This window comes from Marinobacter alexandrii (genome assembly GCF_005871205.1).
In the GTDB taxonomy this organism is placed as follows: domain Bacteria; phylum Pseudomonadota; class Gammaproteobacteria; order Pseudomonadales; family Oleiphilaceae; genus Marinobacter; species Marinobacter alexandrii.
This window is the reverse complement of record NZ_SWKM01000011.1, coordinates 394,494-420,767: the sequence shown is the minus strand read 5'-3', so window position 1 is coordinate 420,767 and position 26,274 is coordinate 394,494. Positions and strand designations below refer to the sequence as shown.

Genomic DNA, 26,274 nt, shown 5'->3' with positions numbered 1-26,274 from the left:
GTCGCCCAACACCGTCAGGTAATTCATCATGAACCCTCAGGTCATCATGTTGCAGCAGTCATCCGGGTTCCGGAGGCTGCGCTTTCGCACCGAACTTGAAGCGGGATACCGGCAGCGCCGGGCCTCGGCGGTGCGGGACCGCGCCCGGCTGGTGTCTGCAGCAGGCCTGCTAATTTTTGGCATTTTTATCCTCCTGGACCTGGCAACGCTGCCCTTGGAACTGGCCCAGGTGACCGTGGCCATCCGGCTGGCAGTCACCTGCCCAGTAATTGCCCTGGTCTGTTGGCTGTCACACCAGCGTTGGCCTGGAGACCTGGTGTTCGAACGTCTGTACACCCTGGCCTATCTCGCCGGTGGCTTGAGTGTTGTTGCCATCATCGCCGCCGCCCGCCTGCGGGATTTCCCGCTGCCCTATGAGGGCATGCTGCTCATGCTGATGTTTGGCTACTTCGCCATGGGCCTGCCCTTCTTCTCTGCCAGCCTGGTTTCCGCCCTGATCATCCTGGCATACCTGGTGTGCGAGCTGATCATTGGGCTGGCCACCCACGCACTGATGATCAACCTGTTCTTTGTACTGACCGCTAATGGCATTGGCATGATCGGCGCGTGGCTCACCGAATACCGCCACCGTGCCCACTACCTCGACCAACAGTTGATCCACCAGTTACACCAGACCGCAGCAGAAGAGAGCGAGAGCAAGAGCCGTCTGATCAGTGTCGCCAGTCACGACCTCCGCCAACCCCTGAACATCATCAGCCTGAACCTTGCCAACCTGGCGGCAGCCTCGCTGCCAACCGAACAACAGGCCCTGGTGCATCGACTGCAGGGTACAGTAGGCCATTTTCAGCGGTTACTGGGCACGATGCTGGATATTTCCCGCATCAACGAAGGCATGATTCATCCGGAATCCCAGGTGATAGACCTGGACGTACTACTGGATCAACTGATCGACCTGACCGTTGATCATGCCGATCTACACAACATCCGGCTGCACCGGACCGAGACCAAATCTGAACTACAGGTGCCGGCCGATCCTCAGCTGTTATTGCGGGCCTTGATGAATCTGGTCTTTAACGGAATCGATCACAGCGGCGGCACCGAGATTCGAATCTCGGTAATTCAGCGGCAGGAGTCTGTTCGGATCAGCGTCAGCGATAACGGCAATGGGCTTGATCCACAGCTCCGGGGTCGGGTGTTCGAGCCATTTGTCCGGGGAGCCGGCAAGAAGGAACACTCAGCCGGACTTGGCCTTGGGCTCGCTATCGTGAAAGAGCTGACGGAGTTGATGCACGGCGCCTGTGGCGTCAGCGCGGCGGAGGGTACCGGCACGACCTTTTGGCTGGATCTTCAGCCACAACCGCTAATCCCGGCGCACGTTCCGATGGCGTAGCAGAATGCAAAGCTTTGGTCAGTTACAGCCAGCCCATCTGGCGTGCCTGACTAACACATTCGGTGCGATTGTGTACCCCCAGGTGCGTGAAGATGGCCTTCAAATGGGTCTTCACGGTGTGTTCGGTAAGATCGAGGCTCTGGCTGATACGCTTGTTCGGAAACCCCTGTGCTAGCAGCGCCAGCACGTCCAACTGCCTAGGCGTCAGGACCTGGTTCTGTGCTGGCACAGTCCGTCGCCCCGGATAATACTCGCCGCCCCGACTGACACTGCGCACCATGCTGATCAATGCCGTCCGGCCCGCAGATTTAGGCAAAAAGCCACGGGCACCAGCAGCCTGTGCCGCCCGCACTGTGGTTTCGTCCTCAGAGCTGGAAATAACCACCACCGGTGGCTTATGGGCAATCATTCTGGGCAGCAACATTAGCCCGGTTTCGCCCTGAAGCGAAACATCCAGCAACACCAGATCCACTGGGTGTGGGCCGGACAAAACGGCAACCGCCTGCTCAACCGAATCCGCCACGTCCACGGCACCAGCCAGCGCAGACTGAGTGAGCAAACCTGCCAGCCCCTGGGCAAACAGCGGATGATCATCAACAATCAGAACCCGGGGCAACGGCAAGGGCCGCCCGGAATGGGCTAGTGGATCACGAGCCGTCTGGCTTGAGGCTTGGTTCATTGGTAACCCCGCATCTTGTGTGTTTTTGTTACTGCGGCCCACCCACTCTATGCCAGTTTACGCCCAGGCACCGCGGCCTGCTTAACAGTTCTGGCTAAAAGCTGGCGCCGTGCCGGCGCCGACTTCGCGCCACTGAAACATTATTGTCACATTTCTGTCGCATTCTTCCGGCAACGCTAACTATCAGTTTTGACGGAGTTTTAGGATGAACAAACCCCATCCCGGCGTAGCCCTGCGCCACCCGTTTTTTTGGCTTCTGACCGCACTATTCGGGCTACCGCTCGCCCACGCCAACGACTTGGCAATTCACGGCTCCAATACCGTGGGAGCTACGCTGGCGCCCATGCTGGTTGAGGGCTTCCTGCACAACCAGAGTGACACGCGGGTCATTACCCACGACAACGGCACTGAGAACGAAGCCATCCTGATAGGCGAGCGCTTAGATTCACCGGTGCGGGTGCTGGTTGCGGCTCATGGTTCCAGTACCGGCTTTAAAGCCCTGAATACAGGCCAAGCCCACATCTGGGCATCGTCGCGCCCGGTGAAGTCGTCGGAAGTGTCGCAAATGAGCGGGCGCGCCGATCTGACCGAACTGGCCAGCGAACACGTCATCGCCATCGATGGTCTGGCCATTCTCGTGCACCGATCCAACCCGGTTAACCAGCTCAGTATCGATACATTGGCCAGTATCTTTGCCGGCCGGATCCGTAACTGGGCAGAAATCGGCGGTCCGGATAAGACCATTAATCTGTATGCCCGGGATGACCGCTCCGGCACCTGGGATACCTTCAAGAGCCTGGTTCTGGGCAAACAAGGCAAACTGGATACCTCCGCCCAGCGCTACGAGTCCAACGACCAGCTATCCGATGACGTCAGCCGGGATCCGACTGGCATTGGCTTTGCCGGCCTGGCGTCGGTTCGAAACAGCAAGGTCCTGGCCATTTCCGATGGCGCTGCCCCGGCTCTCAAACCCAATCAGCTGACCGTTGCCAGCGAAGACTACCCATTGGCCCGGCGCCTGTTCATGTACACCCCGGGCGAACAGACCACACCGCTGGCAACGGCCTTTATTGAGTTCGTCCTGAGCCAGGAAGGCCAGGCCATTGTTTCCCAGTCCGGCTTCGTGTCTCAAAATCCCATTGCGGTAAAACCAGCACTGAACGACGACACGCCTGCAACTTTCAGACGCCTGACCGACAACTACCAGCGGCTGACGGTCAATTTCCGGTTCTCAGAAGGGCGCACACGCCTGGACAACAAGGCCCAGCGGGACCTCGCGCGGGTGTTGAACTATCTCGACAGCCACAATCAAAGCGCCGGTGATGTGCTGCTGATCGGCTTTGCCGATACCCAGAGCGACGAGCTGCGGGCCCAGATGATCTCCGAGTTGCGCGCCTTGTCCGTTCGCAAGGCCCTGGCGAGTGAGGGATTGCGAGACGTTGCCTACACCGGTTACGGGCACTATATGCCGGTGGGGACCGCCGGCGGCGACAGCGGCCAGCAACGCAATGGTCGGGTTGAAGTCTGGGTGCGAACCCGCTAATGGGCTAGACTTTCTGCAGGCTTACCGATTTACGCAGGGAGTCGTCCTACTATGCTGATTCGGTGCATTATCAGTATCCTCCTCATGTCAGCAGCCTTACCGGTGCTGTCGCAGGAGGCTCCGATGCTCAAGGTGGCTACCACCGAGTATCCACCCTTCGAGTACGTTAAGGACGGTGTGCTACAGGGTGACGACGTCGAAACCGTTCGCACCGTGCTCCAGGCAATGGGCTATGAACCGAAGTTCCAGGTGCTGCCCTGGGCACGAGCGGAAATGATGGTTCGCCGCGGCAACGCCGACCTACTGTTCTCCCTGACCAGCTCACCGGAGCGTGAACGTCATTACCTGTTCACCGCCCCCATCAGTGAAGCACGGGACGTGCTATACGCCCGCAAAAACGCCGGACTTTCCTGGACCAGCTACAACGACCTGGCAGATCTGAGTGTGGGGGTGACTGCGGGCTACAGTTATGCTCCGGAGTTCATGGCCTGGCTCATGCAGGGCGAGTCGCAGGTGGTGACCATGAACCAAGAGAACCCGGATCTGGCCGGTCTGCGCATGGTTGCGATGGGCCGCGTCGACGTGTTCATCTGTGAGCAGACGGCGTGCGATTACCTGATTGAGACAAACAAGGGACATTATCCGGAGCTGTCGCGGGTAGCCGCCCTACCCGGGGTTGTCGGTGACGAACGTTTCTTTCGCGCCGCCTTCTCCCGGAAACGCCCCGATGCCCGCGCCTTGCGCAACGAATTCAATCAGGTGCTGAAAGGCCTGGGCCTGGCTGCCACCGACTAATGTCCAACCCTGAAGTTCGGCAATCACCTATCCTTACCCCGGTCACAGATATGTTTGGGTTTTCTATACTGAAAAAGCCATTCATAAACCACAGACCGGGATAATGGACATACAAACCGAACACCGCTATGCAATCAACCTGAACGTTCGGGGCATTCAGCCCTCCGCCACTCTCCGCATCAACGAACTGAGCAACCAGCTAAAGGCCGATGGCAAAGACATCATCAAACTGGGGCTGGGCCAGTCACCCTTCCCGGTGCCAGAGCGGGTGGTGGACGCGCTGAAAGAGCACGCCCATGAAAAGGACTACTTACCGGTCAAGGGTCTGCAAAGCCTGCGCGAAAGCATCGCTGGCTACATCAATCGCAGTGAACGCATGCGCTGCTCCTGGGAAGACGTGTTGATCGGCCCGGGTTCCAAGGAACTGCTATTTATCCTGCAACTGGCCTATTACGGCGACCTGCTGATACCACGCCCGAGCTGGGTGTCGTATGCACCGCAGGCACGGATCATCGGCCGCTCGGTTCACTGGCTGCCGACCCACGCTGAAAACAACTGGCAACTGACTGCCGAAGAGTTGGACATTATCTGCCGCGACGACCCCTCACGCCCGCGGATTCTCATCCTGAACTACCCGTCCAACCCCACCGGCTGCACCTACACCGACGACCAGCTGCTGGCCATCGCCAACGTTGCCCGCAAGTACAAACTGATTCTGCTGTCGGACGAGATCTACGGGGAAGTGCACTTCGAGGGCAAGCACAAGTCCATCGCCCGCTACTACCCGGAAGGCACCATCATCAGCACCGGTCTGAGCAAGTGGGCCGGTGCCGGTGGCTGGCGCTTGGGCACCTTCATCTTCCCGAAGGAACTCCGCCCGCTGCTGGATGCCATGGCGATCATTGCCAGTGAAACCTTCACCTCCACCAGCGCGCCGATCCAGTACGCCGCCATCTCGGCGTTCAATGGCGGCGACGATATCGACGAATACCTGGTGCAATCACGCCGGGTACTGAAGGTGATCGGTGAGTACGTGCACCGTCGCCTCAGCGATATGGGTGCGGTGGTCCAGAAGCCAGAAGGTGCCTTCTACCTGTTCCCGGACTTCTCCGGCTTCCGCGAGCAGCTGGCCAGAAAAGACATCAAAACCAGCCAGGCCTTCTGTCAGGCCCTGCTGGAAAATACCGGCGTGGCCATTCTGCCGGCCAGTGATTTTGGCTTCGTACCGGACCACCTCGCCGCCCGTCTGGCCTTTGTTGACTTCGATGGTACCGAAGCGCTGAACCTGGCCGGCGGTGACTATGCTTCAATAGACTTGGCTGACGATTTCGTCCAGCAAGCCTGCCCGCGACTGGTCAAAGCCATGGACAAGATGGAGGCCTGGCTGACCAGCCTCTGACCTTGACGTGATAGACTGGCGCCCTCATTCGCACTTGCGTAAACCATGGGGGCGCCGTGTCCGATTTTGTATCTTCTCTTCAAGACATCACCGACTTCGCCGAGCAACTGGCCCTTCAGGCCGGTGAGCTGATCCGCCACGAGCGGGATGAAAACACCCTGCGCACGGATCTGAAACAGCAGACCGAATTGGTCACCCATGCCGATGTGATGGCCGACGAATTTATTACCGGCGCCATCCGCGAACGCTTCCCGAATCACCGCATTCTCTCCGAAGAAACCATGCCGGACCTGTCCCAAGCCGAAGAGCTGGATACGCCGCTGTGGATCGTTGATCCCATCGATGGCACGGTGAACTATGCCTATGGCCACCCACAGGTGGCGGTGTCGATTGCCTATGCAGAAAAGGGACGGGTTCAGGCAGGAGTGGTGCACGCGCCGTTTCTCGGCGAAACCTTCCGGGCCACCCGCGGCGCAGGTGCAACACTGAACGGCGAGACGATTAAACACAGTGGCGCCACCGTGCCGCGGGACTCGCTGTTCGCCACCGGTTTCCCCTACACCAAGGACAACCTGGAACCCCTGGTTCGCAGACTGGATGCGATGATTCACCAATGCCGCGATCTACGGCGCATTGGCTCCGCCGCACTGGATATCTGCTGGGTGGCCTGCGGCCGATTGGACATCTACTACGAGAACGTCAGCCCCTGGGACTTTGCAGCCGCACGACTGATCGCACTGGAAGCCGGCGCGACGGCGGGTCATTTCGGTGAGGTACCGGATGGCTACCCGGCTGATCTCTATGGCAGGGATATTCTGATCTCAGCACCAGAAGTGTGGGAACCGGTTCGAAAGATTCTACGAATCGCCTCGGCCTACGACTGATTCTGGGGTGATTGGCGGGCAAAGCCGGCACAGAATGTTGAAGGCCAAGGATGGCCGAAAACAAGCGCACATGGATGTGCTCGTAGCGGTTCTGTGCCGGCTTTGTTCGCCAATCACTTGCTCGGACTAAAAGCCTGAGCCTTTACTTCAGCTCCAAACGCCCTCAGCAACCAACCCCCAACTCTCATCAAAGTCAGCCGACGGCAACCGAGTAAAGGACGAACGCACAAACCGCTGAATCCGCCCCTCCAGGAACACCAGCACAAAATCCGCCCCTCGGGCCGCACTGGTACGCGGCCGCAAACCCTGACGAATCTCACCCTCTTTCAAAGCCTGGCGCACCTGAGTCTCCAGACGTTCGAAGAACTGCGACGCACGCCGGCGCAAGGCATCGTTTTCACCCATCAGGGCATCCCCTGTGAGCACGCAGCAAAGGCCGGAGTTGCGCTCGGCAAACACCAGCACCAGATGCGCCAGCTGCTGCAGGCGAACACGAACATCCTCCTGTTCCTGCAGAATCACCTGACAGCGGGAGAACACCGCCTCTTCAGCAAACTCTATCAGGGCCTCAAACATCTTACGCTTGCTGGGAAAATGCCGGTACAGCGCCGCCTCAGTAACGCCCACGGATTTGGCGAGACCGGCGGTAGTGATACGGGCTCCGGGATCGGATTCAAGCAATTCCACCAGGGCTTGGAGAATGGCCTCTCGGCGACTCGGTTTTGGATCGGTCATGGCAGGACTACAGCGCTCTGATTTGTCGTTTTTCGGGGCCGGTCGCTATGCGCCGGCCCTCGTTTATTTGTCGTTGGGCGAAAGCCCGGTATCAGAAGAAGGTGCCATCAATGGGCGATGAAGCACTGGCGTAGAGCTTCTTAGGCATACGGCCGGCCAGGTAGGCCTCGCGGCCGGATTCAATGGCCAGGCGCATGGCGTTGGCCATACGAATGGGATCCTTGGCCTGGGCGATGGCAGTGTTCATCAGCACGCCATCACAACCCAGCTCCATGGCAATGGTAGCATCAGAAGCGGTGCCGACACCGGCATCAACCAGGACCGGAACCTCAGCGTTTTCAACAATCAGGCGAATGTTGTAGCGGTTCTGGATACCCAGACCGGAGCCAATCGGCGCACCCAGAGGCATGATCGCCACACAACCCATTTCCTCAAGGCGCTTGGCCAGCAACGGATCGTCGGAGCAGTACACCATCACCTTGAACCCATCTTTGATCAGCTCTTCCGCCGCCACCAGGGTTTCGGTCATGTTCGGGTACAGGGTCTTCTCTTCACCCAGAACTTCCAGCTTCACCAAGTCGTGGCCATCGAGGAGTTCCCGGGCCAGCTTACAGGTGCGGACCGCATCTTTGGCGGTGTAGCAGCCGGCGGTATTAGGCAGGATGGTGTAGCTGTCCGGGGAAATTACATCCAGTAGATTGGGTTCATCCGGGTTCTGACCCAGATTAGTGCGGCGCACAGCCACGGTTACAATTTCAGCGCCACTGGATTCAATGGCATGACCGGCTTCCATCAGGTCACGGTACTTGCCTGTGCCTACCAGCAGTCTCGACTGGTAAACCCGGCCCGCAATTTCCAGGGGCTTGTCTTCGGGAAGAAGTATCTCGGGAGTGTCGCTCATAACCTACCTGCGGTTTTCAATGAATCTTGGATTTGTAGCCCCGGCCGCGCGAAGCCGGACGGAGCCAAAAGCGTGGCAGTTCAGCCGCCACCGATGGCGTGCACAACTTCCACCCGGTCGCCGTCACTGAGCGCGAAACTCTGGTGCTGACTGCGCGGGACAATGTCTTCGTTCACTTCCACGGCCAGACGCTTGCCTGCCAGGGCCATCTGATCAATCAGGGCGCCGATGGTTGCTCCGACCGGGAGCTCCATCGCATCGCCGTTCACTTCAACTTGCATAGCGTTTGCTTACCTCTGTTTTCCCGGTGGACTAACCTTGGTCCGGGGCGCTTGGATGGCGCACGGCGGCCGCAACCAGCAGGGCCCAGGCCATCATAAAACACAACCCACCCAGGGGTGTAAGTGGTCCAATCCAACGCATATCGGTCAAAACCAACAAGTACAGACTGCCACTGAACAACACAATACCCGCGCCGAACAGTACGGCGGCGCCCGCCAGCAGCCGTCGACTGAGCGAGGTTAATGCCAGCACCGCCACTAGCACCAAGGCAAGGGCATGATACATCTGATAGGTGACGGCAGTCTGGAATACCTCAAGGCTGCGCGCATCCAGCGTACCTCTGAGACCATGACTGCCAAAGGCTCCGGCCATGACAGCCAGTAAGGCGGCCGCAGCACCCACAGCGAGCGGAAGCCGCATGATACCGGGCCCCGATTCTACGTGCTCAGCACTCACAGTGGATCTTTTCTCCCGTGTCCAGGTTCATCATGGTGAGCACACCCCCCCAGACACAACCGGTATCCAGACCAATGAACTGATCGCTGCCCGTTTGGCCTTCCAGCGCTGCCCAATGACCAAACACCACGCGTACGTTATCTGCCCGGGCATAGGTGAACCAGGGGGCATACCCCTTGGGTGCGTGCTCGGCCGATTCCTTGGTCGCCAACTCCAGCGTCCCGTCCGCGCTGATAAAGCGCATGCGGGTAAAGTAATTGGTGATTGCCCGCCAGCGGTCGATACCCTCCAGATCCTCATGCCAGCACGCCGGCTTATTGCCGTACATGTGGGTGAAATAGTACCCGGCATCGTCGCTCCGAATCACCGACTCCACTTCCCGGGCATACGCCATGGTCTGGTCAACACTCCAGATGTGGGGCACACCGGCATGAACCATGATCAGATTGCGGTCCGGGTCATGAACACTCAGGTTCTGCTGGCGCAGCCAGGCCACGAGCCGGTCATGATCGGGAGCATCGAGGATATCCGCCAGGGTATCCTTGCGCTTCGGCGGGTGACCGCCCAGCGCCACCGCCAGCAGGTGCAGGTCGTGATTACCCAGCACCACTACCGCGGAGCTGCCCAGACGCTCCAGGTATCTGAGGGTTTCCAGTGACGACGGCCCACGATTGATCAGGTCGCCGGCAACCCACAAGCGGTCCCGCGATGGCGAGAACTCAACTTGTGCCAAGACATCCCGCATGCGGTCGTAACAGCCCTGAATATCGCCAATGGCGTAGTCAGTCATTACTTACCTCTTCGGAGCCGGCATCCGACGCCTTCTGATCAACCAGTAGATCGGCAATCAGAACGTAGTCGGCAAGACTGAGGTTTTCCGGGCGCAGGCCATCGTTAATACCAAGACTTTGCAGCTGGTCGACGGTGATCAGGCTGCCAAGCGCCTTGCGCAGGGTTTTGCGCCGAGCATTAAACGCGGTCCGGACCACAGCCTGCAGTGTGCCCAGGTCTTTGGCCGGGTGCGGTAACGTCTCATGGGGCACCAGACGAACAATGGCCGAATCCACTTTCGGCGCCGGCCGGAAGGCACCGGGGCCGACTTCAAACAGCGGCTGCACCTTGCAGAAGTACTGGGCCATGATACCAAGACGACCATAGTTGTTGTCACCGGGCACCGCGGCCAGACGCTGCACCACTTCCTTTTGCAGCATGAAGTGCATGTCCTTGACCACACCCGCCTGCCCCAGCAGATGAAAGATCAGGGGCGTGGAAATATTGTACGGCAGGTTACCGATGATCCGCAGGCCTCGGCCATCGTCGGCGAGCTGACTGAAGTCGAAGCTGAGGGCATCTGCCTCGTGGATACGGAACTCCGGGTAGTTGAAGAACTTGGTTCGCAACACGGGGATCAGGTCACGGTCGAGTTCGACCACCTGCAACCTGGGGTTCACCGCCAGGATTTCCTCCGTGATCGCGCCCAGACCCGGGCCAATTTCCACCAGCGTGTCCTCGGGCTTCGGGTGAATCGCACGCACGATGCGTTCGATCACGCCGGGGTCGTGGAGAAAGTTCTGACCAAATCGCTTTCGGGCCTGGTGGCCGGCTTTATTACTCACGGACGGTTCTCTTGGTTAACGACATTTCGACAACGGGCCATTTGTGCACCCACGCGGATTGCCGTCTGCAGGCTGCCCGCATCGGCGGTACCGGTTCCGGCCAGATCCAGGGCAGTGCCGTGATCGACGGAGGTCCGGACAATGGGCAGGCCCAAGGTGATGTTGACAGCCCGGCCGAAGCCCTGGAATTTCAACACTGGCAGGCCCTGGTCGTGATACATCGCCAGGACCGCATCGGCATTGTCCAGCCAGTGGGGGGTAAACAGGGTATCGGCGGGCAAGGGGCCGGTCAGCTGTATGCCTTCGGCCCTGAGCTGTTCAAGCGTCGGCTCAATGGTCTCGATTTCCTCGCGGCCAAGGTGGCCGCCCTCCCCAGCGTGGGGATTCAGGCCAGCGACCAGAATACGCGGCTGCTCAAGCCCGAAAAACGCCTTCAGGTCGGCATTGAGAATGCGGGTTACCTGCGACAGCCGCTCCGGCGTAATGGCCGCGGACACGTCTTTCAGCGGTAAGTGGGTGGTCACCAGCGCGACCCGCAGGCCTTCTGTTGCCAGCATCATGACCACACGCTCGACACCGCACAATTCCTGCAGGAATTCGGTGTGGCCACTAAATGCGATGCCGGCCTCGTTGATCACCGCCTTGTGCACCGGGGCCGTAACCATGCCATCGAAGTCGCCACGCAGGCAGCCGTTGGCGGCCGTACGCAGCGTCTCCAGCACATAGCCGCTGTTGGCCGGATCGAGCACGCCGGCTTCGGTACTGGCGCATCCATCGATCACAAGAACCGAGAGTTCACCGGCCGCAGTGACAGGACGCTGGCCCGGCTGCCAGTCGTGCAGAGTGACATCCAGCCCCAACTTCTTGGCTCGGGCAATCAGCAGTAGTTTGCTGGCAACCACCACAATGCCCTCGTCCCGGTGCTGTGTTGCCAGTTGCAGGCACAGCTCCGGGCCGATGCCCGCGGGCTCACCCGCGGTCAGAGCAAGGATCACCGGATCGGTCATGACTCGCTGCTGTCTCCATCGGTGGTTTCTTCACGGGCGTATTCGCCCTTGAACTCAACAAATGCTTCGTCCCGAATCTCACGCAACCAGTTCTGCAACTCGGTTTCCGATTTTCGACGGTAAATCGCCTGGCGCGCTTCAGCTTTTTTCACGTCGCCGCTGATGTCCTTTTGACGTCGTTCCTGCACCTGCAGGATGTGCCAGCCAAACTGTGAACGGAATGGTCCGCGCAGTTCACCCAGATCCGCCTCCAGCATGGCCTGCTCAAAGGCCGGTACCATCTGCCCCCGGTTGACCCAGCCAAGGTTACCACCGTCGGAGCCGGAGACCGGATCATCAGAAAACTCGCGGGCCAGGTCAGCAAAGTGCGCGCCCTGCTCAAGCCGGTTGTAGATGTCGCGGATCTTGGCTTCGGCACTGGCATCAGGCACCGCCTCGGACGGGCGGATCAGAATGTGCCGTACCTTGTGCTGCTGGATCACCTGCTGCTGACCACCACCGCGCTTGTCCATCACCATAACCAGGTGGAAACCGCTGTTGTTCTCAAGCACCGCGGAGGGCACGCCCACTTCCAGCTCCGGCACCACCGGTGCCACCAGCGATGGCAACTGGCTCTCGGTGCGCCAACCCATATTACCGCCTTCAAGGGCGTTGCTGGCGTCTGATTTCGCTACCGCAACTTCCCGGAAATCACGACCGTCGACGATCTGCTGGCGCAGATCCTGGGCACGTTCACGGGTCGCGGCCACGGAGGCTTCGTCACTCGGGTCGTCCACTTCGATGAAAATGTAGGCCAGCTGGTACTCGGCAGTGTTTTGGCCTGACGCTTCCAGCGCCTCCAGATAATTCTCGATTTCACGCTCGGTCACCCGCACCCGGTTGCCCACCTGGCGCTGCTGCACCCGGCTGGTCAGCATCTCGTTGCGGATCTGTTCCCGGGCCTGGCGGAAGGTCACGCCTTCGGACGCCAGCTGCTGTTCAAACTGAGCCATGGTCATGCCGTTGCGCTCAACGATGTTGTCCATGGTTTCGTTCAGTTCGTTGTCACTGATCCGCATGCCCAGCTTATCCGCTCGCTGGAGCTGGATGGATTCGGTGATCAGCTGTTCCAGCACGCGCTCTTCCAGGACATCCCGGGGCGGCAAACCCGTGCCCTGGGCGCGCAGCCGGGTGGTGATGGTATTGATGCGAGCATTAAGCTCAGTCTGCAGAATGACGTCGTCATCAACAATCGCAACCACTTGGTCGAGCAGCTTGCGCTCCGCCTGCACCGATAGCGACAGGGCAACGGCCGCGACCAACAGCAACGTTTGTACAGCATGGCGAAGGGTCGCCTTCATAAACACCTCTTGATAATAAATGGGCTGCGGGTACCGTGGCCGGGGTTAGTCCGAACTCCGGTCATGGAGTTCCAAACCGACGACGCTCCCGCTCATCAAAACCATAAATAGCCTCGGAAATGCGGGTGGACGAGCCACCGCTGCCACCGAGTCCTTTCAGCTGAATCTGGAACAGCAACCGGGTATCCAGTTCACTGTCATCGGTCAGGTAGTTCTGGTGCACCACCTGAACGCTCCAGCAGCAATTGTTGTATTCCAGCCCGGCCAGGGATCCAACCGTGCGATCAAGACTGAAATCATAAACCCATCGGCCGATCAGGCTAACACGATCAGAGACCGGTAAAACCCCAGCGATGTCCGACTGTTCAAGCTCGTCCTTACTGTAGGTGTGGCCCAGGCTGGCCAGGTAGCGGTAATCCTCGGAATGGTATATCAACTGGCTGCGGCCTTCCTCGGTTTCACCGGTGTCCGGATCCCACAAGCCGGAGGACCGGATCTCCAGGGTGTCGAGGGGCGCCAGGACCACCTCTCCCGCCAGGGGTGAACGAGACCGGGTACCGGCGCCCTCACCGAACAGGGTTACCTCGCGATCCTGGAAGTACTGGACCTGGCCGATACTGAAGCGGGCTCGCTCCGCACCAGTCACCAGATCGTTGAACCGGCTGGTGACCGCCACGGTTAGCTGGTTGGTGTCGCCGACCCGATCGCCACCGGTGAACCGATCCGGCTGGAACAGCTGATCAAAGCGAAAAGCCTGCAGGTCGGTATCGAAATCCGGAATGTCGTTCTGATCGGCGTCGGCATCGGCCCAGGCGTAATAAAGCCGGGGTTCCAGGGTCTGGTTATAGGGTATGTCAAACAGGCTGGACTGGCGATCAAAGTACAAACCGTTATCCCATTCGGCGATCGGCACTGTGCGGTCAATGCTACCGTCACCCAGGGTGTAATCCTCAAGCTCGTAACGGGTGTAATCCACGCTTACCGACGGCCGACTGAACCCCCAAAGGGCACGCATTGGCAGCGCCAACTCCGGCACCGCGCGCAGTCGTTGGCCATTGGCTCGATCCAGCCCGGTCAGGTTCTCATTGTCCCGATAGAACACGGTGTACTGGCTTTCCAGGCCGGCTTCCAGCCAGCCCATTTCCCGGGTGGCACCGTAGAGTACTTCCGGCAACTGGGCATAAGGCTTGTTCACGTCGGCGATGCTGTCACTAATGGTTTGGTAGTCGTTCAGGTAGGTTTCAAAGTACTGATTCCTGTCCCGGTACCGCACTCCGCCCCGGCGCTGCAGGTGGGTGGTCTGATTGATTTCCAGGCTGCGGTTTAAATCACTCAGGTAGTCGTCATCGCTGACCACCGAATAGTCGCCATAGCCAGTCCAGCCGGCGCCAATATTAGCCCGGGTGGCGACATCCAGCGCCCACCGCTCACCGTCTTCACCCGGGTTCTCGTCAGTGTAGGCTGAATCGTTGTCGATGTAGCCCAGTTGCAGCACAGATTCGCCCCAGCGGCTCAGGTACCGGCCCTCGGCTTCATTGAAGAGGCCGCGGCCGTGAATGTACTGGGGGGTCAGGGTGGCATCGTAGTGCGGGGCCAGGTTCAGGTAATAGGGCACCGAGACAAAGGCACCACTGCCGGCACTGGAGGATCCGAACGACGGGTACAGGAAGCCGGTTTTACGCCGGTCATCAATGGGAAAGCTGGCCCAGGGCCAGTAGAACACCGGCACATCGAGCACTTCCAGGCGCACATGCTTGGCGGTACCAAAACCCTCGGCCCGGTTGAGGTGAATATCCGATGCGACGATAGCCCAGTCGTTCTGCTGGGGGCCACAGGTGGTCAACATGCCATCACGGATGTCCACCTGGCTCTCGTTCAGCCGCGTCAGGCTGCCCGCCTGGCCGCGCATTTCAGCACGGTGAATCAGGAAGGTAGCGGTGTTGATATCAAAACGTCCGGAATCAACGTTGTACTCGGCACTGTCACCGGTGAGCAGAAAACCCTCGCCCCGGCTGACCAGCGGACCCTGCACCGAAACCCGACCTTCGGACTGACTGTAGCGGGCCTCGGACCCGCTGACTTCAAAGCCGCCCTGGCGCACCCGGACATCGCCCTCAAGGAAGAGCGTGCGATCAATTTCATAGCGGGCATTCAACCCGCTGGCCTCGACCGGGGCCGGCCCAGAGCCGGCTTCACCGAGCACGGCACCAGCGTCGTGACCGTCGGTGCCGGACGGCAGATAACCACCTTCACAGAACACCGGCAGGCGTTCACGCGCGGATTCTGGCAACTGCGCCCTTGGGCGCCAGTCAATTTCCGCGGCAGTGGGTGCTGACTGGGCGACCACCGAAAATGGTGCCGACCCCAGAATCGCGATCGCCACACACCTGCCGAACCGGAGCGCAGGCCTTTGCAGATGGCGATCGGAAATTGGCACGGTGACAGGCTTCCTGTTGCTGGTCAGTGGATCGACGGCATGATTATGGGCATGACTGCGCATCACTGCGCAACACCACGAAAGCAGCCTAGTTTACACGTGCCCTGAGGGGTTGTTAACGGAAAGTCCGCTGCAAAACCGATTTACCGTCTTTATACTGGTCTGCTAACTTTCGCTGTCATCGATCATCCATTTTTCCAGGAAAGCCAGCCCTATCATGGATACCCGTCAGAAGTTGCTGACCAACTGGGTCAGGCAGTTCAATGGCCTGTCCGAAGCCATCGCCGAACCAGTTTCCGGTGACGCCAGCTTTCGGCGTTATTTCCGGGTCTGGCGTGATGGCCAGGGCCACCAACCGACCCCCCTGATTGTCATGGATGCGCCCCCGGAGCATGAGGACTGCACTGCTTTTCTCGCCATTGCCCGGCACTGGCATCGGCACGGCATCCACGTGCCCGAAATCCTGCAAACCGATCTCGAGCAAGGCTTCCTGCTTTTGGAGGACTTCGGTGACAACCTGATGTTGGGCCAATTGGACGACAGCAGTGCCGATCGTCTGTATCACGGCGCACTGACCGAGCTGGTGCAGATTCAGCAACTGGCCGCACCCGACGACTACCCGTTGCCACCCTACGATGCCGCGCTGCTGGACCGTGAGATGGCCCTGTTCCCGGACTGGCTGCTTGAGCAATACCTTGGCCTTAGCCTCGACAACACGGAACGGGCCCTGCTGGATACCGCGTTCGCCTTCCTGCGGGAAAGCGCCCTGGCCCAGCCGGAAGTGACTGTGCACCGGGACTACCACTCCCGCAATCTGCTGGTAGCGGACAACACCGACCGTCCGGGCGTCATTGATTTCCAGGATGCAGTCGCCGGCCCGGTCACCTACGACGTAGTGTCGTTGCTGAAAGATTGCTACATTCATTGGCCCGAGGAGGCCATTTGCCGCTGGCTTGAGTTTTTCCGCCAGCGCAGCTCCGAAGCAGGTCTGCACCGGGCCGATTCCGAAACCTTCCGCCAGTGGTTTGAGCTGATGGGCATGCAACGCCACCTGAAAGCCGCTGGTATCTTCGCCCGCCTGGCCATTCGCGATGGCAAGGAGGGCTACCTGGCCGACATCCCCCGCACGGTGAACTACCTGATCATCGCCAGTCGCCGGCAACCGGCCCTGCGCCATTTCCACGAGTGGCTCAGCACCGTGGTCATGCCCGCCATTGAGCAACGCATCGGTACGGCTCCGAACCAGGAGCAGACACCGCAGTGAAAGCGATGATCCTGGCCGCTGGCAAGGGCGAACGTATGCGCCCGCTGACCCTGACTACGCCCAAGCCCTTGCTCACGGCCGGGGGCAAGCCGCTGATCGTGCACCATCTCGAGCGGCTGCAAACCGCCGGTTTCCACGATGTGGTCATCAATCATGCCTGGCTCGGTGACCAGATCGAATCCGCCCTGGGCACCGGTGAGGACTTTGGCCTGTCCATTCGGTACTCCCGTGAAGGCGAGCCACTGGAGACCGCCGGCGGCATCGTTCGCGCCCTGCCCCAATTGACCGGTGCGGATTGTGGCTGGTTTCTGGTGATCAATGGCGATATCTGGTGCGATTTCCCGCTCTCCGACCTGAAGCCACCGGCCGACGGTGACGCCTTACTGGTGCTGACCAGCAATCCTGCCCACCATCCGGGAGGCGACTTTCAGCTACACTCCGATGGCACCGTGACCGAAGACGGCCCCGACAAACTCACCTTCACCGGTATCAGTCTGCTGCACAGCCGGCTGTTTCAGGGCCTGGACGATCAGTCCGGCAAGCTCGGCCCGGTGCTGCGCCAGGCCATGGGCGATCAACGGGTTCGCGGCGTCGAGCATCGTGGACAATGGGTCGATGTGGGCACGCCGGAACGCCTGCAGGCCCTGGACCAGACCCTTCAGCACAGGAAGCCCTGAGTCATGGTGGAGAGCACGGAGCAGCCACTACTACCGGGCCGGATCGAGGCCGAATTCACCAGCCTGTTACAGGAGTTGTCGGCCTGCGGCCATCAGACCTCAACCCTGCTTGAGCGCACCCGACTGCCAGGCTGGTGCCGGCTACCGCTGTTCTATTTCCTCGGCTATATCGCCAAGGCTGAGGGCCGGGTCAGTGAGGCCGACATCCACTACACCGAGGGCCTGATCAAGGCGCTCAAGCTTTCCCAGCGCCAGCGCCGCCGGGCCATAAACTGGTTCCAGAGCGGCAAGGCGGCGGAGCAACTACCGGGACTGCGAGGTCTGTCCCTGCGCCTGAGCAACCGGGTCTGGCCCGCACCGGCACTGATCGTGGCTATCTGCCTGTGCCACGCCGCCCAACTCATGGGCCGCCCCGGCAAACAGCGCCGTTATCGCTGCGAAGACGCGATTGATCAGATTGGCCTACCGGTGACCGTCAGCGACGACATTTTCGACAGCTACGCCAGCAAGGTCTGGACCCGCCACGCCGAAAACCTGGCCAGGCCAACCAGCTACGAACAGGCCTGTGAATTGTTGGGGGTGACCCGCAGGGACGCCCTGATCGACATCAAGCGGGCTTACAAGAAGAAAGTGTCGGGCTGCCATCCGGACAAGCTGGCGCAGCAGCAGGTCAGCAATGAGGAGCGCGCCTTGGCCAAGGAACGCCTGCTGCGTTACCAACAGGCCTGGGAGCTGGTCAAACGTCGGCACCGGGCACTGCGGTAAGAGCGGGCGTTAGCGGGCTTTGAGCCAGGCGTCGATTCGACCGGCCAGTGTGCCCGCGCCATGAGCCGACAGCGGCCGTGTGACCGCCACCGGCTGACGATCCAATCGTTCAATACCGGCGCGGCGCAGGTCGCCCCAGCGCCGCTGGCTTGCTGCACTGGCATCTCCCCGGCTGGCGTATAATTCCAGTATTGCCACCTCGCTACTACCGGCAAGCTTGTCCGCCAGGGCAACGGCATCGCGGGGATAGAATTCCGGCACCACCCAGATCAACGCCGGGGCACCTTGAAGCTCACCATCGGTTGCCATCAGGTGACTGCTGGCTCGGCCCAAGCCCACCAGCACCGGTTGGTTATAGCCACGGGTCGTCAGCGCAGCCGCCGCGGCAGCCAGACTCTGGCGCACCCGATTCCGATAGACCTGCTCCTGGTTATCGCCGGTGGGTGCGGCCATAACATCAATCATCACTGACGATTCGTCACGGCTGTCGTCCTTGCTCCCGTCCGTGCCGGCATCCGCCTCGGTGGCTGGCGCAGGTTCCGGTTGCGCCTCCAGGTACCGTTGCAGCGGTGGTGAAGGCGCCGGCAGCCCCACCGCAAGCACCGACCAGCCCTTGGCGGTCAAGTGCCGGCTCAGTTCGTCGGCGACACCGGCGGCGGCGTTGTCGCCGACATCCGCCAGAATGACCAGGGCACCGTTGGCCGGCGGTTCCTGCTCCGGGTAAAACAGGCCAAGGGTGCGGACACCGTCCTCAAGTTCCAGCCAGACCGCCGCCTCCGGGCGTAACTGACTCAACGCGCTGTCCGCCAGCTCAGTAGCTACCGCCGGCCGGATGGTCGTGGCAGTTGTCGCCCCGGCGCTCGCCGGCTCCTCGCCAGCGGCGGCAACGGCATGGCCCATGCAACCTACCAGAAACAGGCCGCCAAGCAGTTGTTTGATCATCTCAGCACCGACTCTCCGCACAGATCCTGACTCTTAGGCTACGAAAAAAGCGTTTCAAACTGCTAGACTAGCATTCCTTTTATATTCTGTGCGGCAGGGATTGCTCGACACGCCCATCTCGTCGCAAGCGCGCGCTAATGTCTTTGAGAGATCCTGAGAGAGCCATCATGAACCCATACCTGATTGCCCCATCCATTTTGTCTGCCGATTTTGCCCGCCTGGGCGAGGAAGTTGATAACGTATTGGCCGCCGGCGCCGACGTGGTTCACTTCGACGTGATGGACAATCACTATGTACCCAACCTGACCATTGGCCCCATGGTTTGCGAGGCGCTGCGCAAACACGGCGTTACGGCCCCCATCGATGTTCACCTGATGGTGTCTCCGGTCGATGACCTGATCCGCATGTTCATTGACGCCGGTGCCAGCTACATCACTTTCCACCCTGAGGCGAGCAGCCACATCGACCGCTCCCTGCAGTTGATTCGCGATGGCGGCTGCAAGGCCGGCCTGGTGTTTAATCCGGCCACCCCGCTGCACTACATGGATCATGTGATGGACAAGCTCGACATGGTGTTGATGATGTCCGTGAACCCGGGCTTTGGTGGCCAGAAGTTTATCCCCGGCACCCTGGACAAGCTGCGGGAGGCGCGCAAGCGCATCGACGCCAGTAACTTCAACATCCGCCTGGAAATCGATGGCGGCGTGAAAACCGAGAACATCCGGGAAATCGCCGAAGCCGGCGCCGACACCTTTGTCGCCGGCTCCGCTATTTTCAACACCGACGATTACAAGACCACCATCGACGCCATGCGGGAAGAACTGGAGCAGGCGCGCAAGGTCATCGGTCAATGAGCCTGGCCGGCCTGTTCAGTTCACGCTGGCCCGGAGTCGCGCTGTTCGATCTGGACGGCACCCTGGTCGACAGCGCCCCGGACCTGGCGGCCGCCGTGGACCAGATGCTCGAGCATCTGGGCCGATCACCGGTTGGCATCGACCGGGTTCGCGAGTGGGTCGGAAATGGCGCCAGTGTGCTGGTGCGACGCGCCCTGGCCCGCCAGACCGACTGGGAACCGGCACAACCGAAAGACGACGCCCTGTTCAACGATGCCCTGGCGATTTTCTTTCACGCCTACGGACAGATCAACGGTCAACACGCGGTGGTTTACGACGGCGTCGAGGCCTGCCTCGCCAGGCTCAAGGAGCACGGCTGCAAACTGGCGGTGGTGACCAATAAGCCGGAACAATTTGTCGCGCCGCTGCTGGAGCAGATGGGCCTGGACCACTGGTTCGATCTTTCAGTCGGGGGTGACACCCTGCCGGTCAAGAAACCGGACCCGGCTCCGTTACTACACGCCATGGAAGCGCTGGGCGGCACCCGAGGCACCACAGTGATGGTCGGCGACTCGTCGGCAGACGTTGATGCGGCCCTGGCCGCAGGCCTGCCTTGCGTTGCCGTCCGCTATGGCTATAACTTCGGTCAGCCGGTGGATGCCCTGGGCGCAGACGCGGTTGTTGATTCGTTGGCTGAGCTTTTGTAATCTCAAAGGACTTTACCTTGATCACTTCATTTCGGGAGATTCCTGCCGTGCAGGGACTGAATCTGACTGCAGCGCGAGGCATCCTGACCACCCGCGCGACACGATGGTGGCGATGGCGTACCGGCTGAAACAGCCCGGCGGCTGACTGGCTATGGCCGGTTCAGCACGCAACCATCCGGACGGCCCACCCAACTCCCGTGCCGCCCGAACGCAGATCAGACTTCAGGGAAACAAGACATGACACCCGAGCAATTTACCGAGCTCGCCCACGCCGGCTTTAACCGCATTCCGGTCTATCGCGAGGTTCTCGCGGATCTCGACACTCCTCTCAGCACTTACCTGAAACTGGCCAGCGGCCCGTATTCGTACCTGTTCGAGTCCGTTCAGGGCGGCGAAAAATGGGGCCGTTACTCGATCATCGGCCTGCCCAGCCACGAGGTGCTGAAAGTCTTCGATCATCGCATCGAAGTGCGCCGTGGCGGCGAGCTGGTGGAAGAAGCCGAGGTGGAGGATCCACTGGCATTCGTTGAGGAATACCAGGCCCGCTTCAACGCGCCGGATCTGGAACAACTGCCCCGCTTTAACGGTGGTTTGGTCGGCTATTTCGGCTACGACACCGTGCGCTACATCGAAAAACGCCTGCGCAAGAGCTGTCCACCGGACAAGATCGGCACCCCGGACATCCTGCTGATGGTGTCCGATGAAATCGTGGTGTTTGATAACCTGCGGGGCAAACTGCACCTGATTGTCCATGCCGACCCGAATGTAAACGGGGCCTACGAGCAGGCGCTGGCCCGGATCGACGAACTCGAAGGCCACCTGCACCGGCAGACCGCCGATGCCCCGCGCACCCCGGAACACCTGCGCGGCAAGACCGTGGACGAGAGCGATTTTGTCTCCGGCTTCAGCCAGGACAAGTTCGAGGCCGCGGTCGGCAAGATCAAGGAATACGTGCTCGACGGCGACGTCATGCAGACCGTGATTTCCCAGCGCATGTCGATTCCGTTTGAAGCACCGCCGCTGAATCTGTACCGCTCCCTGCGCGTACTAAATCCCTCGCCGTACATGTATTTCCTGGATCTGGACGATTTCCACATCGTCGGCTCGTCACCGGAGATCCTGGCGCGGGTGGAAGACCAGGAAGTCACGGTCCGGCCCATTGCCGGTACCCGCAAGCGCGGAGCCACCGAGGCCGAAGACAAGGCACTGGAATCGGAACTGCTGGCCGACCCGAAAGAAATTGCCGAACACCTGATGCTGATTGATCTTGGCCGCAACGACGCCGGGCGAGTGGCGGAAACCGGGACCGTGCGCCTGACCGACAAGATGATCGTGGAGCGCTATTCCCACGTCATGCACATCGTCTCCAATGTGACCGGCCGCCTGAACGAGGGCACCAGCTGCCTGGATGTGCTGCGGGCCACACTGCCCGCGGGTACTCTCAGCGGTGCACCCAAGATCCGGGCCATGGAGATCATCGACGAGCTGGAACCGGTCAAACGCGGGGTTTACGGTGGCGCCGTGGGCTATCTGTCGTTCAACGGCAACATGGACACCGCCATCGCCATCCGCACCGCGGTGATCAAGGACAACACCCTGCACATCCAGGCCGGTGCTGGCGTGGTTGCCGACTCGGTGCCCCGCCTTGAGTGGAAGGAAACCATGAACAAGGGCCGCGCCATATTCCGGGCGGTGGCCATGACCTACAACGATTTCGACCACTGAGGCGGAGGAACGATTTATGTTGCTGATGATCGATAATCTGCACGATTGTTCACCGCTGTTCGTTGCTATTCGTCTACGTTCTGCAAACTTTACAAGATGTGTAGCTTCGCGGCATTCTATTGTTCGTTGATGACCGCCTGCAGCCGCTTCAATCCGAAAAAAAAGCGGGTAGATTTGCGGGTATCAGGACGAAAATAAGGACGATACCCGCAGATGGCCCTGACAGACCTGAAGATACGGCGCTCCAAGCCGGACGCCAAAGCCTACAAGATTGCAGACAGCGGCGGCCTCTACATCGAGGTTCGGCCTACCGGATCCAAGCTCTGGCGCTACCGATACCGAATAGCCGGAAAGGAGAATGTATTCGCTCTTGGTGAATACCCGGATCTTAGCTTGTCGGATGCCCGCACGGCTCGAGACGAAGCCCGCGGGTTAGTGAAGCAAGGGATCCACCCTTCACACGTTCGCCAGGCTGAAAAGCTCGAGAACATAGCCGCGGGCGCAAACACGTTTCAGGTAATTGCCGCAGAGTACGCCGAACAAAAATCCCGCACATGGTCACCGCGGTACGCCACCCAGTTCGAACGGGCCATGAAGGCGAACGTCTATCCCTATATTGGCAAGCTGCCAATCAAGCAGGTCACAAGCCAGCACATCCTCGAGATAATACGCAGAATGGACAAGGCGGGCGCTCCCACCTACGCCATAATGGTTCGCCAATGGTGCTCATCGGTGTTTCGCTTTGCTGCATCAACGATGAGGGCTGACACGGATCCTGCCGCGGCATTGAAGGGCGCTGTAGAAAGGCCAGAAATTACTCATGCTCGAGCACTGACGCCCGCGGAGATATCGGAGTACCTGGGTAGGCTGGAGAAGTTTGGCGGGAACCGGACAACGGCTATTGCTCTTGAGTTGTTACTTTTGACATTCGTTCGAAGCGCGGAGATTCGGAGAGCAGAATGGTCAGAGTTCGATCTGGATGGCGGGCTGTGGAAAATATCTGCGGGGAAAATGAAGAAGAGGCGGATCCACGTTGTACCTCTATCAGAGCAAGCGCTCGAGTTGATCCGCGAACTGAAAGTGATCACCGGTGGCGGACAATGGCTATTTCCTAATACCCGGCGCCCGCGGGACGTGATGAGCGCTACCACGATCAACCGAGCCCTCGAGTACATGGGTTATCCAACCGGACAGGTGACAGGGCACGACTTTCGCGCCACCGCGTCAACCAGGCTCTATGAGATGGGGTACCCGGAGGCACACATAGAAATGCAGATGGCCCACTCCAAGAAAAACAAAACCGCCGCGGCGTACAACCACGCGCAACACATGCCGGAGCGGATCCGAATGATGCAGGATTGGTCAGATTACGTTTATTCTCTCGGAGAAGGATCCGGAAAGGTGGTGCCTATCAAATACTCCAGCACACGCCCATGATGCCCATGCGATGTACGGATATACAGCCAAAACCCTTGCAGGGCGCACCGTTGAGCGAATCGGCCAAACTGTTACATTATTTCAAAACACGGTAAAACAGGGTAAAACACGTACCCTTTTGCCCCCAAATTGCCCCATTCTGAGCCAGGCCACGATTCCGTATCAGGCGTCCCCGTTAATTGACAACGAAACGGTTGCGAAGTCTGCGAACGCGCCTGAGTCAGTCGTTGAAACTCGGATTTTATCACCAGAAAAAACAAACGCATTTACTGCAAAATCTCCAGCAGTCGCCACGGAGTTTGTTTTATGTCCGCTTGCCGTTACTGATAGGCCAGTGTTTGTAAAGGCGCTACTCAGGGTCACTTCATATTGGCCTGTCGCCAACTTCACTACCGAAGAAACCCCGTACTGACCACGAATCGAAGGCGTCGCTATAGTGCCGTCGAAGTTAACCCAACCTCTTAATAGAGACTTGCTTTCTGTGATCGTATTGGTTCTTAGCCCGCTGTTATCAATTACTTCGCCGTCTTGGGTATTTGGTCCGATAACGCAGAAGTTAGCCCCGGAAACCAGCTCAACGTCACCGGCTATAGAGTTACCTACAAGGACTTGATTAGAGCCGGAAACCTGCAGTGTTCCACCAAGAATTGCAAGCCTGCACCCAGTGATGGTTGTTTTTGTGGACGTGCCAAAAGTAATGTCTGTCATGTTGCAGCCATCAATGAGCACGTTCTGTCTGCCACCAAGATCTACAAGGTTGCCGCCCTGGCAGTAAATATTGCTAATGGTCATGTCGCCATTTGCATATGTGGCTGCCGCAAACTTAATGCTTTGCGTACCCGGTGTTGCAGAGGCCCAAATGCCGTCTTCGAACAGGGCCTTTTGGGCGAAGCTGCCTGTCACTTCAACCGGGTGCCCCGCCACATCAAGAATGTCCACGCCGACTATATGCTGAGAATCGCCGCTAGCGATTACCACACCTCCGCCAGTAAAGGACGCACTCTCCCCGGATATCTCGCCTTGCAGCAGTTTCGCGGAGTCTGGCAGGCCAGATACAATCTCGCCATTGAACCCTTTCTTGAAATGGAAGTTGGTTACTTTCTGTCCGGCATTCAATGAGAATGCGCCGGTCATCAGATACGTGTAATTTGAGCCTTCGCCGTCGCAATCCAGTCCAGTTCCGACTGCGTACACTACCGCTGCGGTATCATCTGCGGCCCCGGTTCCTAAAGCGCCGTAATGTCTGAATAAGACCGGCCCCTGCAGAATCCTCTCGACGTAGTTGCCGTTATCCAGTAAAGCGTATCTGCCTTCAAGCGGATCAAACATATGATCCACCGTGAAGTTCGTTGTGCCTGTAAGGTCAACAGCTGCACCGCCGTAGGTGAGGGAAAGCTGGAAGGTGTTGGCGGTGGCTCCTACGACCCAATACAGCTGTCCGGCAGTGAGCCCGTTAACTGTCGTGGTTGGCTTTACGCCATCGCCATCAACCAACCCGTGCGCCGTTGAAGTAATCGTATCGGTGGTGGCGTCTACGGAGGTGGAGGTTACTGACTTGATAATGAGGAAGCCCGCGCCTGCCGAATCTCGAACGACGAAGTCTCCTGAGCGCCCGCCTTCGTCTAGGCTGAACTGGTAGTCGGCAGCAGCATTAATCGCTTTCATCTCTGTGCGGCTTGCTACACGCTGAACGCTCTGCGCCGAGAAATATTCTCTGGCTTCAGAAAACGGCAACTTCCTTTCATCATCGTTGGACGAGTCACTTTGTAGAAGCAGGTCTGAATCCGCAATATCGGAAGAGGGCTCTAGCTGAGGCAAACGCTTCGTCATGGTTGCACCTTAAATTGCATACGAAATTGTAAAAGCTGTTCCGGTATTGCTGGCCGACTGGAGGCCGGTGGCTGCCCTTTGATAATATGTAAGCTTGCCGCTGCCGTCGGTTAAAATAGCGATTTCTCGGAGGTAAGCGGTAGTAACGTTATAAACGGCCCTGGTTATGTCATTTGGCCTTGCCCATGTTGGGATTCCTGAAAAGACAGGGTCTGCCTTATTTGCGTGTGTGGTTAAATCGTTCAGCAAGGTCACCGTAACAAGGTTCCCTACTTTCAAAATCTTCATGAACTGAGAAGGATCAAAGTCCGCACCTCCTATCTCTATAATTTCTTCCCTGTACTCTGGCACCTCATTTAAACCAGTTCCGAAGTTCTTGGTTGCCGCCGTGCCCAAATTTCCAGTGGTTGCAAGTCGAGTATCAAGTTGAGAGGTCTCAACTAAATCCGTAAGTCCTGTGCCAACACCTCGGACAGCGGCCTCCTTGATTACCGCTGCGCTCAATGCGTCAACTTCAGCCTTCAGGGAATTTGCATAAGCCAGCAGTTGGTCAATGCCCGTCTGAAATTCCGAGGTGGTACGCTGACCATCACCCAAATAGTTGTTAACCGGTAAATTACCCGTCGGCAT

Annotated in this window: 25 protein-coding genes; 12 read left to right on the top strand and 13 right to left on the bottom strand. The window is 59.2% G+C overall.

From position 1 onward, the window contains the following. Nucleotides 1-28: 28 nt before the first annotated feature. Entirely contained in the window at nt 29-1,390 is a 1,362-nt protein-coding gene (locus FCS96_RS02315) for a sensor histidine kinase (RefSeq protein WP_138438625.1), read from the top strand. 22 nt (nt 1,391-1,412) lie between these two features. Here the strand turns inward: FCS96_RS02315 and FCS96_RS02310 are convergent, their stop codons facing one another. Beyond that, nucleotides 1,413-2,069: a response regulator transcription factor gene (locus FCS96_RS02310; protein WP_138438624.1), complete on the bottom strand. Its 657-nt coding sequence runs from the start codon at nt 2,067-2,069 to the stop codon at nt 1,413-1,415. A gap of 205 nt (nt 2,070-2,274) precedes the next feature. Here FCS96_RS02310 and FCS96_RS02305 point away from each other — a divergent pair, with 205 nt between their 5' ends. The 4 genes from FCS96_RS02305 (at nt 2,275) to FCS96_RS02290 (ending at nt 6,690) form a co-directional block, all read left to right on the top strand. Further along, the gene (locus tag FCS96_RS02305) at nt 2,275-3,612 is read left to right on the top strand and encodes a substrate-binding domain-containing protein (RefSeq protein WP_138438623.1); all 1,338 of its coding nucleotides are present in this window, start codon (nt 2,275-2,277) and stop codon (nt 3,610-3,612) included. A 123-nt stretch (nt 3,613-3,735) separates the two neighbouring features. After that, nucleotides 3,736-4,407, top strand: a complete 672-nt coding sequence (locus FCS96_RS02300) for a substrate-binding periplasmic protein (RefSeq protein WP_171040646.1) — start codon at nt 3,736-3,738, stop codon at nt 4,405-4,407. Between the two features lie 103 nt (nt 4,408-4,510). Beyond that, nucleotides 4,511-5,806 carry a pyridoxal phosphate-dependent aminotransferase gene (locus FCS96_RS02295; RefSeq protein ID WP_138438621.1) on the top strand — a complete coding sequence of 432 codons (1,296 nt, stop codon included), beginning with the start codon at nt 4,511-4,513 and terminating at the stop codon, nt 5,804-5,806. A gap of 56 nt (nt 5,807-5,862) precedes the next feature. Further along, on the top strand, nt 5,863-6,690 hold the full coding sequence (locus tag FCS96_RS02290) for an inositol monophosphatase family protein (RefSeq protein ID WP_138438620.1): 828 nt from the start codon (nt 5,863-5,865) through the stop codon (nt 6,688-6,690). Nucleotides 6,691-6,837: 147 nt separating this feature from the next. Here FCS96_RS02290 and slmA read toward each other — a convergent pair whose 3' ends face one another. The 9 genes from slmA to FCS96_RS02245 all read right to left on the bottom strand — a co-directional run bounded on the left by slmA (nt 6,838) and on the right by FCS96_RS02245 (nt 15,527). Continuing rightward, on the bottom strand, nt 6,838-7,425 hold the full coding sequence (gene slmA, locus FCS96_RS02285) for a nucleoid occlusion factor SlmA (RefSeq protein ID WP_138438619.1): 588 nt from the start codon (nt 7,423-7,425) through the stop codon (nt 6,838-6,840). A 91-nt stretch (nt 7,426-7,516) separates the two neighbouring features. After that, nucleotides 7,517-8,326 carry a thiazole synthase gene (locus FCS96_RS02280; RefSeq protein WP_138438618.1) on the bottom strand — a complete coding sequence of 270 codons (810 nt, stop codon included), beginning with the start codon at nt 8,324-8,326 and terminating at the stop codon, nt 7,517-7,519. 80 nt (nt 8,327-8,406) lie between these two features. Continuing rightward, nucleotides 8,407-8,607 (bottom strand): sulfur carrier protein ThiS, encoded by a 201-nt coding sequence (thiS, locus tag FCS96_RS02275; protein ID WP_138438617.1) that lies wholly within the window; start codon nt 8,605-8,607, stop codon nt 8,407-8,409. A gap of 31 nt (nt 8,608-8,638) precedes the next feature. Beyond that, the gene (locus FCS96_RS02270) at nt 8,639-9,028 is read right to left on the bottom strand and encodes a DUF423 domain-containing protein (protein WP_138439614.1); all 390 of its coding nucleotides are present in this window, start codon (nt 9,026-9,028) and stop codon (nt 8,639-8,641) included. A gap of 25 nt (nt 9,029-9,053) precedes the next feature. After that, complete coding sequence (locus tag FCS96_RS02265; RefSeq protein WP_138438616.1) at nt 9,054-9,854, bottom strand: symmetrical bis(5'-nucleosyl)-tetraphosphatase; 801 nt, start codon at nt 9,852-9,854, stop codon at nt 9,054-9,056. Continuing rightward, on the bottom strand, nt 9,847-10,680 hold the full coding sequence (gene rsmA, locus FCS96_RS02260) for a 16S rRNA (adenine(1518)-N(6)/adenine(1519)-N(6))-dimethyltransferase RsmA (RefSeq protein WP_138438615.1): 834 nt from the start codon (nt 10,678-10,680) through the stop codon (nt 9,847-9,849). The genes FCS96_RS02265 and rsmA overlap by 8 nt, the downstream gene beginning before the upstream one ends. Further along, entirely contained in the window at nt 10,677-11,687 is a 1,011-nt protein-coding gene (pdxA, locus tag FCS96_RS02255; protein ID WP_138438614.1) for a 4-hydroxythreonine-4-phosphate dehydrogenase PdxA, read from the bottom strand. The genes rsmA and pdxA overlap by 4 nt, the downstream gene beginning before the upstream one ends. Continuing rightward, nucleotides 11,684-13,027 (bottom strand): peptidylprolyl isomerase, encoded by a 1,344-nt coding sequence (locus FCS96_RS02250; protein WP_138438613.1) that lies wholly within the window; start codon nt 13,025-13,027, stop codon nt 11,684-11,686. The genes pdxA and FCS96_RS02250 overlap by 4 nt, the downstream gene beginning before the upstream one ends. A 61-nt stretch (nt 13,028-13,088) precedes the next feature. Next, nucleotides 13,089-15,527, bottom strand: a complete 2,439-nt coding sequence (locus FCS96_RS02245; protein WP_138439613.1) for an LPS-assembly protein LptD — start codon at nt 15,525-15,527, stop codon at nt 13,089-13,091. Between the two features lie 154 nt (nt 15,528-15,681). On the opposite strand from FCS96_RS02245, the gene FCS96_RS02240 reads away from it, so the two are divergent. Genes FCS96_RS02240 through FCS96_RS02230 form a run of 3 tightly spaced genes read left to right on the top strand, consistent with a single transcriptional unit; the run spans nt 15,682 to nt 18,170 of the window. Further along, a complete protein-coding gene (locus FCS96_RS02240; protein ID WP_138438612.1) occupies nt 15,682-16,728 on the top strand; it encodes an aminoglycoside phosphotransferase family protein in 1,047 nt (348 codons plus the stop codon). After that, nucleotides 16,725-17,405 (top strand): N-acetylmuramate alpha-1-phosphate uridylyltransferase MurU, encoded by a 681-nt coding sequence (gene murU, locus FCS96_RS02235; RefSeq protein ID WP_138438611.1) that lies wholly within the window; start codon nt 16,725-16,727, stop codon nt 17,403-17,405. The genes FCS96_RS02240 and murU overlap by 4 nt, the downstream gene beginning before the upstream one ends. Before the next feature lie 3 nt (nt 17,406-17,408). Further along, the gene (locus tag FCS96_RS02230; RefSeq protein WP_138438610.1) at nt 17,409-18,170 is read left to right on the top strand and encodes a co-chaperone DjlA; all 762 of its coding nucleotides are present in this window, start codon (nt 17,409-17,411) and stop codon (nt 18,168-18,170) included. Nucleotides 18,171-18,179: 9 nt separating this feature from the next. On the opposite strand, the gene FCS96_RS02225 is transcribed toward FCS96_RS02230, so the two are convergent. Beyond that, complete coding sequence (locus FCS96_RS02225; RefSeq protein WP_138438609.1) at nt 18,180-19,112, bottom strand: DUF3530 family protein; 933 nt, start codon at nt 19,110-19,112, stop codon at nt 18,180-18,182. Between the two features lie 167 nt (nt 19,113-19,279). Between FCS96_RS02225 and rpe the strand changes: the two genes are divergently transcribed. The 4 genes from rpe to FCS96_RS02205 all read left to right on the top strand — a co-directional run bounded on the left by rpe (nt 19,280) and on the right by FCS96_RS02205 (nt 23,814). Further along, a complete protein-coding gene (gene rpe / locus FCS96_RS02220; protein WP_138438608.1) occupies nt 19,280-19,966 on the top strand; it encodes a ribulose-phosphate 3-epimerase in 687 nt (228 codons plus the stop codon). Beyond that, entirely contained in the window at nt 19,963-20,652 is a 690-nt protein-coding gene (locus FCS96_RS02215; RefSeq protein ID WP_138438607.1) for a phosphoglycolate phosphatase, read from the top strand. The genes rpe and FCS96_RS02215 overlap by 4 nt, the downstream gene beginning before the upstream one ends. A 237-nt stretch (nt 20,653-20,889) precedes the next feature. After that, entirely contained in the window at nt 20,890-22,377 is a 1,488-nt protein-coding gene (trpE, locus tag FCS96_RS02210; protein ID WP_138438606.1) for an anthranilate synthase component I, read from the top strand. A 213-nt stretch (nt 22,378-22,590) separates the two neighbouring features. Then, nucleotides 22,591-23,814 carry a tyrosine-type recombinase/integrase gene (locus FCS96_RS02205; RefSeq protein ID WP_138438605.1) on the top strand — a complete coding sequence of 408 codons (1,224 nt, stop codon included), beginning with the start codon at nt 22,591-22,593 and terminating at the stop codon, nt 23,812-23,814. A gap of 162 nt (nt 23,815-23,976) precedes the next feature. On the opposite strand, the gene FCS96_RS02200 is transcribed toward FCS96_RS02205, so the two are convergent. Together FCS96_RS02200 and FCS96_RS02195 are read right to left on the bottom strand one after the other, a co-directional pair. After that, a complete protein-coding gene (locus FCS96_RS02200) occupies nt 23,977-25,644 on the bottom strand; it encodes a hypothetical protein (protein WP_138438604.1) in 1,668 nt (555 codons plus the stop codon). A gap of 9 nt (nt 25,645-25,653) precedes the next feature. Beyond that, nucleotides 25,654-26,274 (bottom strand): hypothetical protein, encoded by a 621-nt coding sequence (locus tag FCS96_RS02195; RefSeq protein WP_138438603.1) that lies wholly within the window; start codon nt 26,272-26,274, stop codon nt 25,654-25,656.

Excerpts from the sequence above, each read along its gene's own strand:
- FCS96_RS02205 (WP_138438605.1), top strand. The coding sequence starts at position 22,591 with ATGGCCCTGACAGACCTGAAGATACGGCGCTCCAAGCCGGACGCCAAA.
- FCS96_RS02215 (WP_138438607.1), top strand. The coding sequence starts at position 19,963 with ATGAGCCTGGCCGGCCTGTTCAGTTCACGCTGGCCCGGAGTCGCGCTG.
- FCS96_RS02315 (WP_138438625.1), top strand. The coding sequence starts at position 29 with ATGAACCCTCAGGTCATCATGTTGCAGCAGTCATCCGGGTTCCGGAGG.
- FCS96_RS02295 (WP_138438621.1), top strand. The coding sequence starts at position 4,511 with ATGGACATACAAACCGAACACCGCTATGCAATCAACCTGAACGTTCGG.
- FCS96_RS02230 (WP_138438610.1), top strand. The coding sequence starts at position 17,409 with ATGGTGGAGAGCACGGAGCAGCCACTACTACCGGGCCGGATCGAGGCC.
- FCS96_RS02310 (WP_138438624.1), bottom strand. The coding sequence starts at position 2,069 with ATGAACCAAGCCTCAAGCCAGACGGCTCGTGATCCACTAGCCCATTCC.
- FCS96_RS02300 (WP_171040646.1), top strand. The coding sequence starts at position 3,736 with ATGCTCAAGGTGGCTACCACCGAGTATCCACCCTTCGAGTACGTTAAG.
- FCS96_RS02225 (WP_138438609.1), bottom strand. The coding sequence starts at position 19,112 with ATGATCAAACAACTGCTTGGCGGCCTGTTTCTGGTAGGTTGCATGGGC.
- FCS96_RS02200 (WP_138438604.1), bottom strand. The coding sequence starts at position 25,644 with ATGACGAAGCGTTTGCCTCAGCTAGAGCCCTCTTCCGATATTGCGGAT.
- FCS96_RS02195 (WP_138438603.1), bottom strand. The coding sequence starts at position 26,274 with ATGCCGACGGGTAATTTACCGGTTAACAACTATTTGGGTGATGGTCAG.
- FCS96_RS02240 (WP_138438612.1), top strand. The coding sequence starts at position 15,682 with ATGGATACCCGTCAGAAGTTGCTGACCAACTGGGTCAGGCAGTTCAAT.
- FCS96_RS02245 (WP_138439613.1), bottom strand. The coding sequence starts at position 15,527 with ATGCGCAGTCATGCCCATAATCATGCCGTCGATCCACTGACCAGCAAC.
- thiS (WP_138438617.1), bottom strand. The coding sequence starts at position 8,607 with ATGCAAGTTGAAGTGAACGGCGATGCGATGGAGCTCCCGGTCGGAGCA.
- FCS96_RS02280 (WP_138438618.1), bottom strand. The coding sequence starts at position 8,326 with ATGAGCGACACTCCCGAGATACTTCTTCCCGAAGACAAGCCCCTGGAA.
- slmA (WP_138438619.1), bottom strand. The coding sequence starts at position 7,425 with ATGACCGATCCAAAACCGAGTCGCCGAGAGGCCATTCTCCAAGCCCTG.
- FCS96_RS02265 (WP_138438616.1), bottom strand. The coding sequence starts at position 9,854 with ATGACTGACTACGCCATTGGCGATATTCAGGGCTGTTACGACCGCATG.
- pdxA (WP_138438614.1), bottom strand. The coding sequence starts at position 11,687 with ATGACCGATCCGGTGATCCTTGCTCTGACCGCGGGTGAGCCCGCGGGC.
- FCS96_RS02250 (WP_138438613.1), bottom strand. The coding sequence starts at position 13,027 with ATGAAGGCGACCCTTCGCCATGCTGTACAAACGTTGCTGTTGGTCGCG.
- FCS96_RS02270 (WP_138439614.1), bottom strand. The coding sequence starts at position 9,028 with ATGCGGCTTCCGCTCGCTGTGGGTGCTGCGGCCGCCTTACTGGCTGTC.
- trpE (WP_138438606.1), top strand. The coding sequence starts at position 20,890 with ATGACACCCGAGCAATTTACCGAGCTCGCCCACGCCGGCTTTAACCGC.
- FCS96_RS02305 (WP_138438623.1), top strand. The coding sequence starts at position 2,275 with ATGAACAAACCCCATCCCGGCGTAGCCCTGCGCCACCCGTTTTTTTGG.
- rpe (WP_138438608.1), top strand. The coding sequence starts at position 19,280 with ATGAACCCATACCTGATTGCCCCATCCATTTTGTCTGCCGATTTTGCC.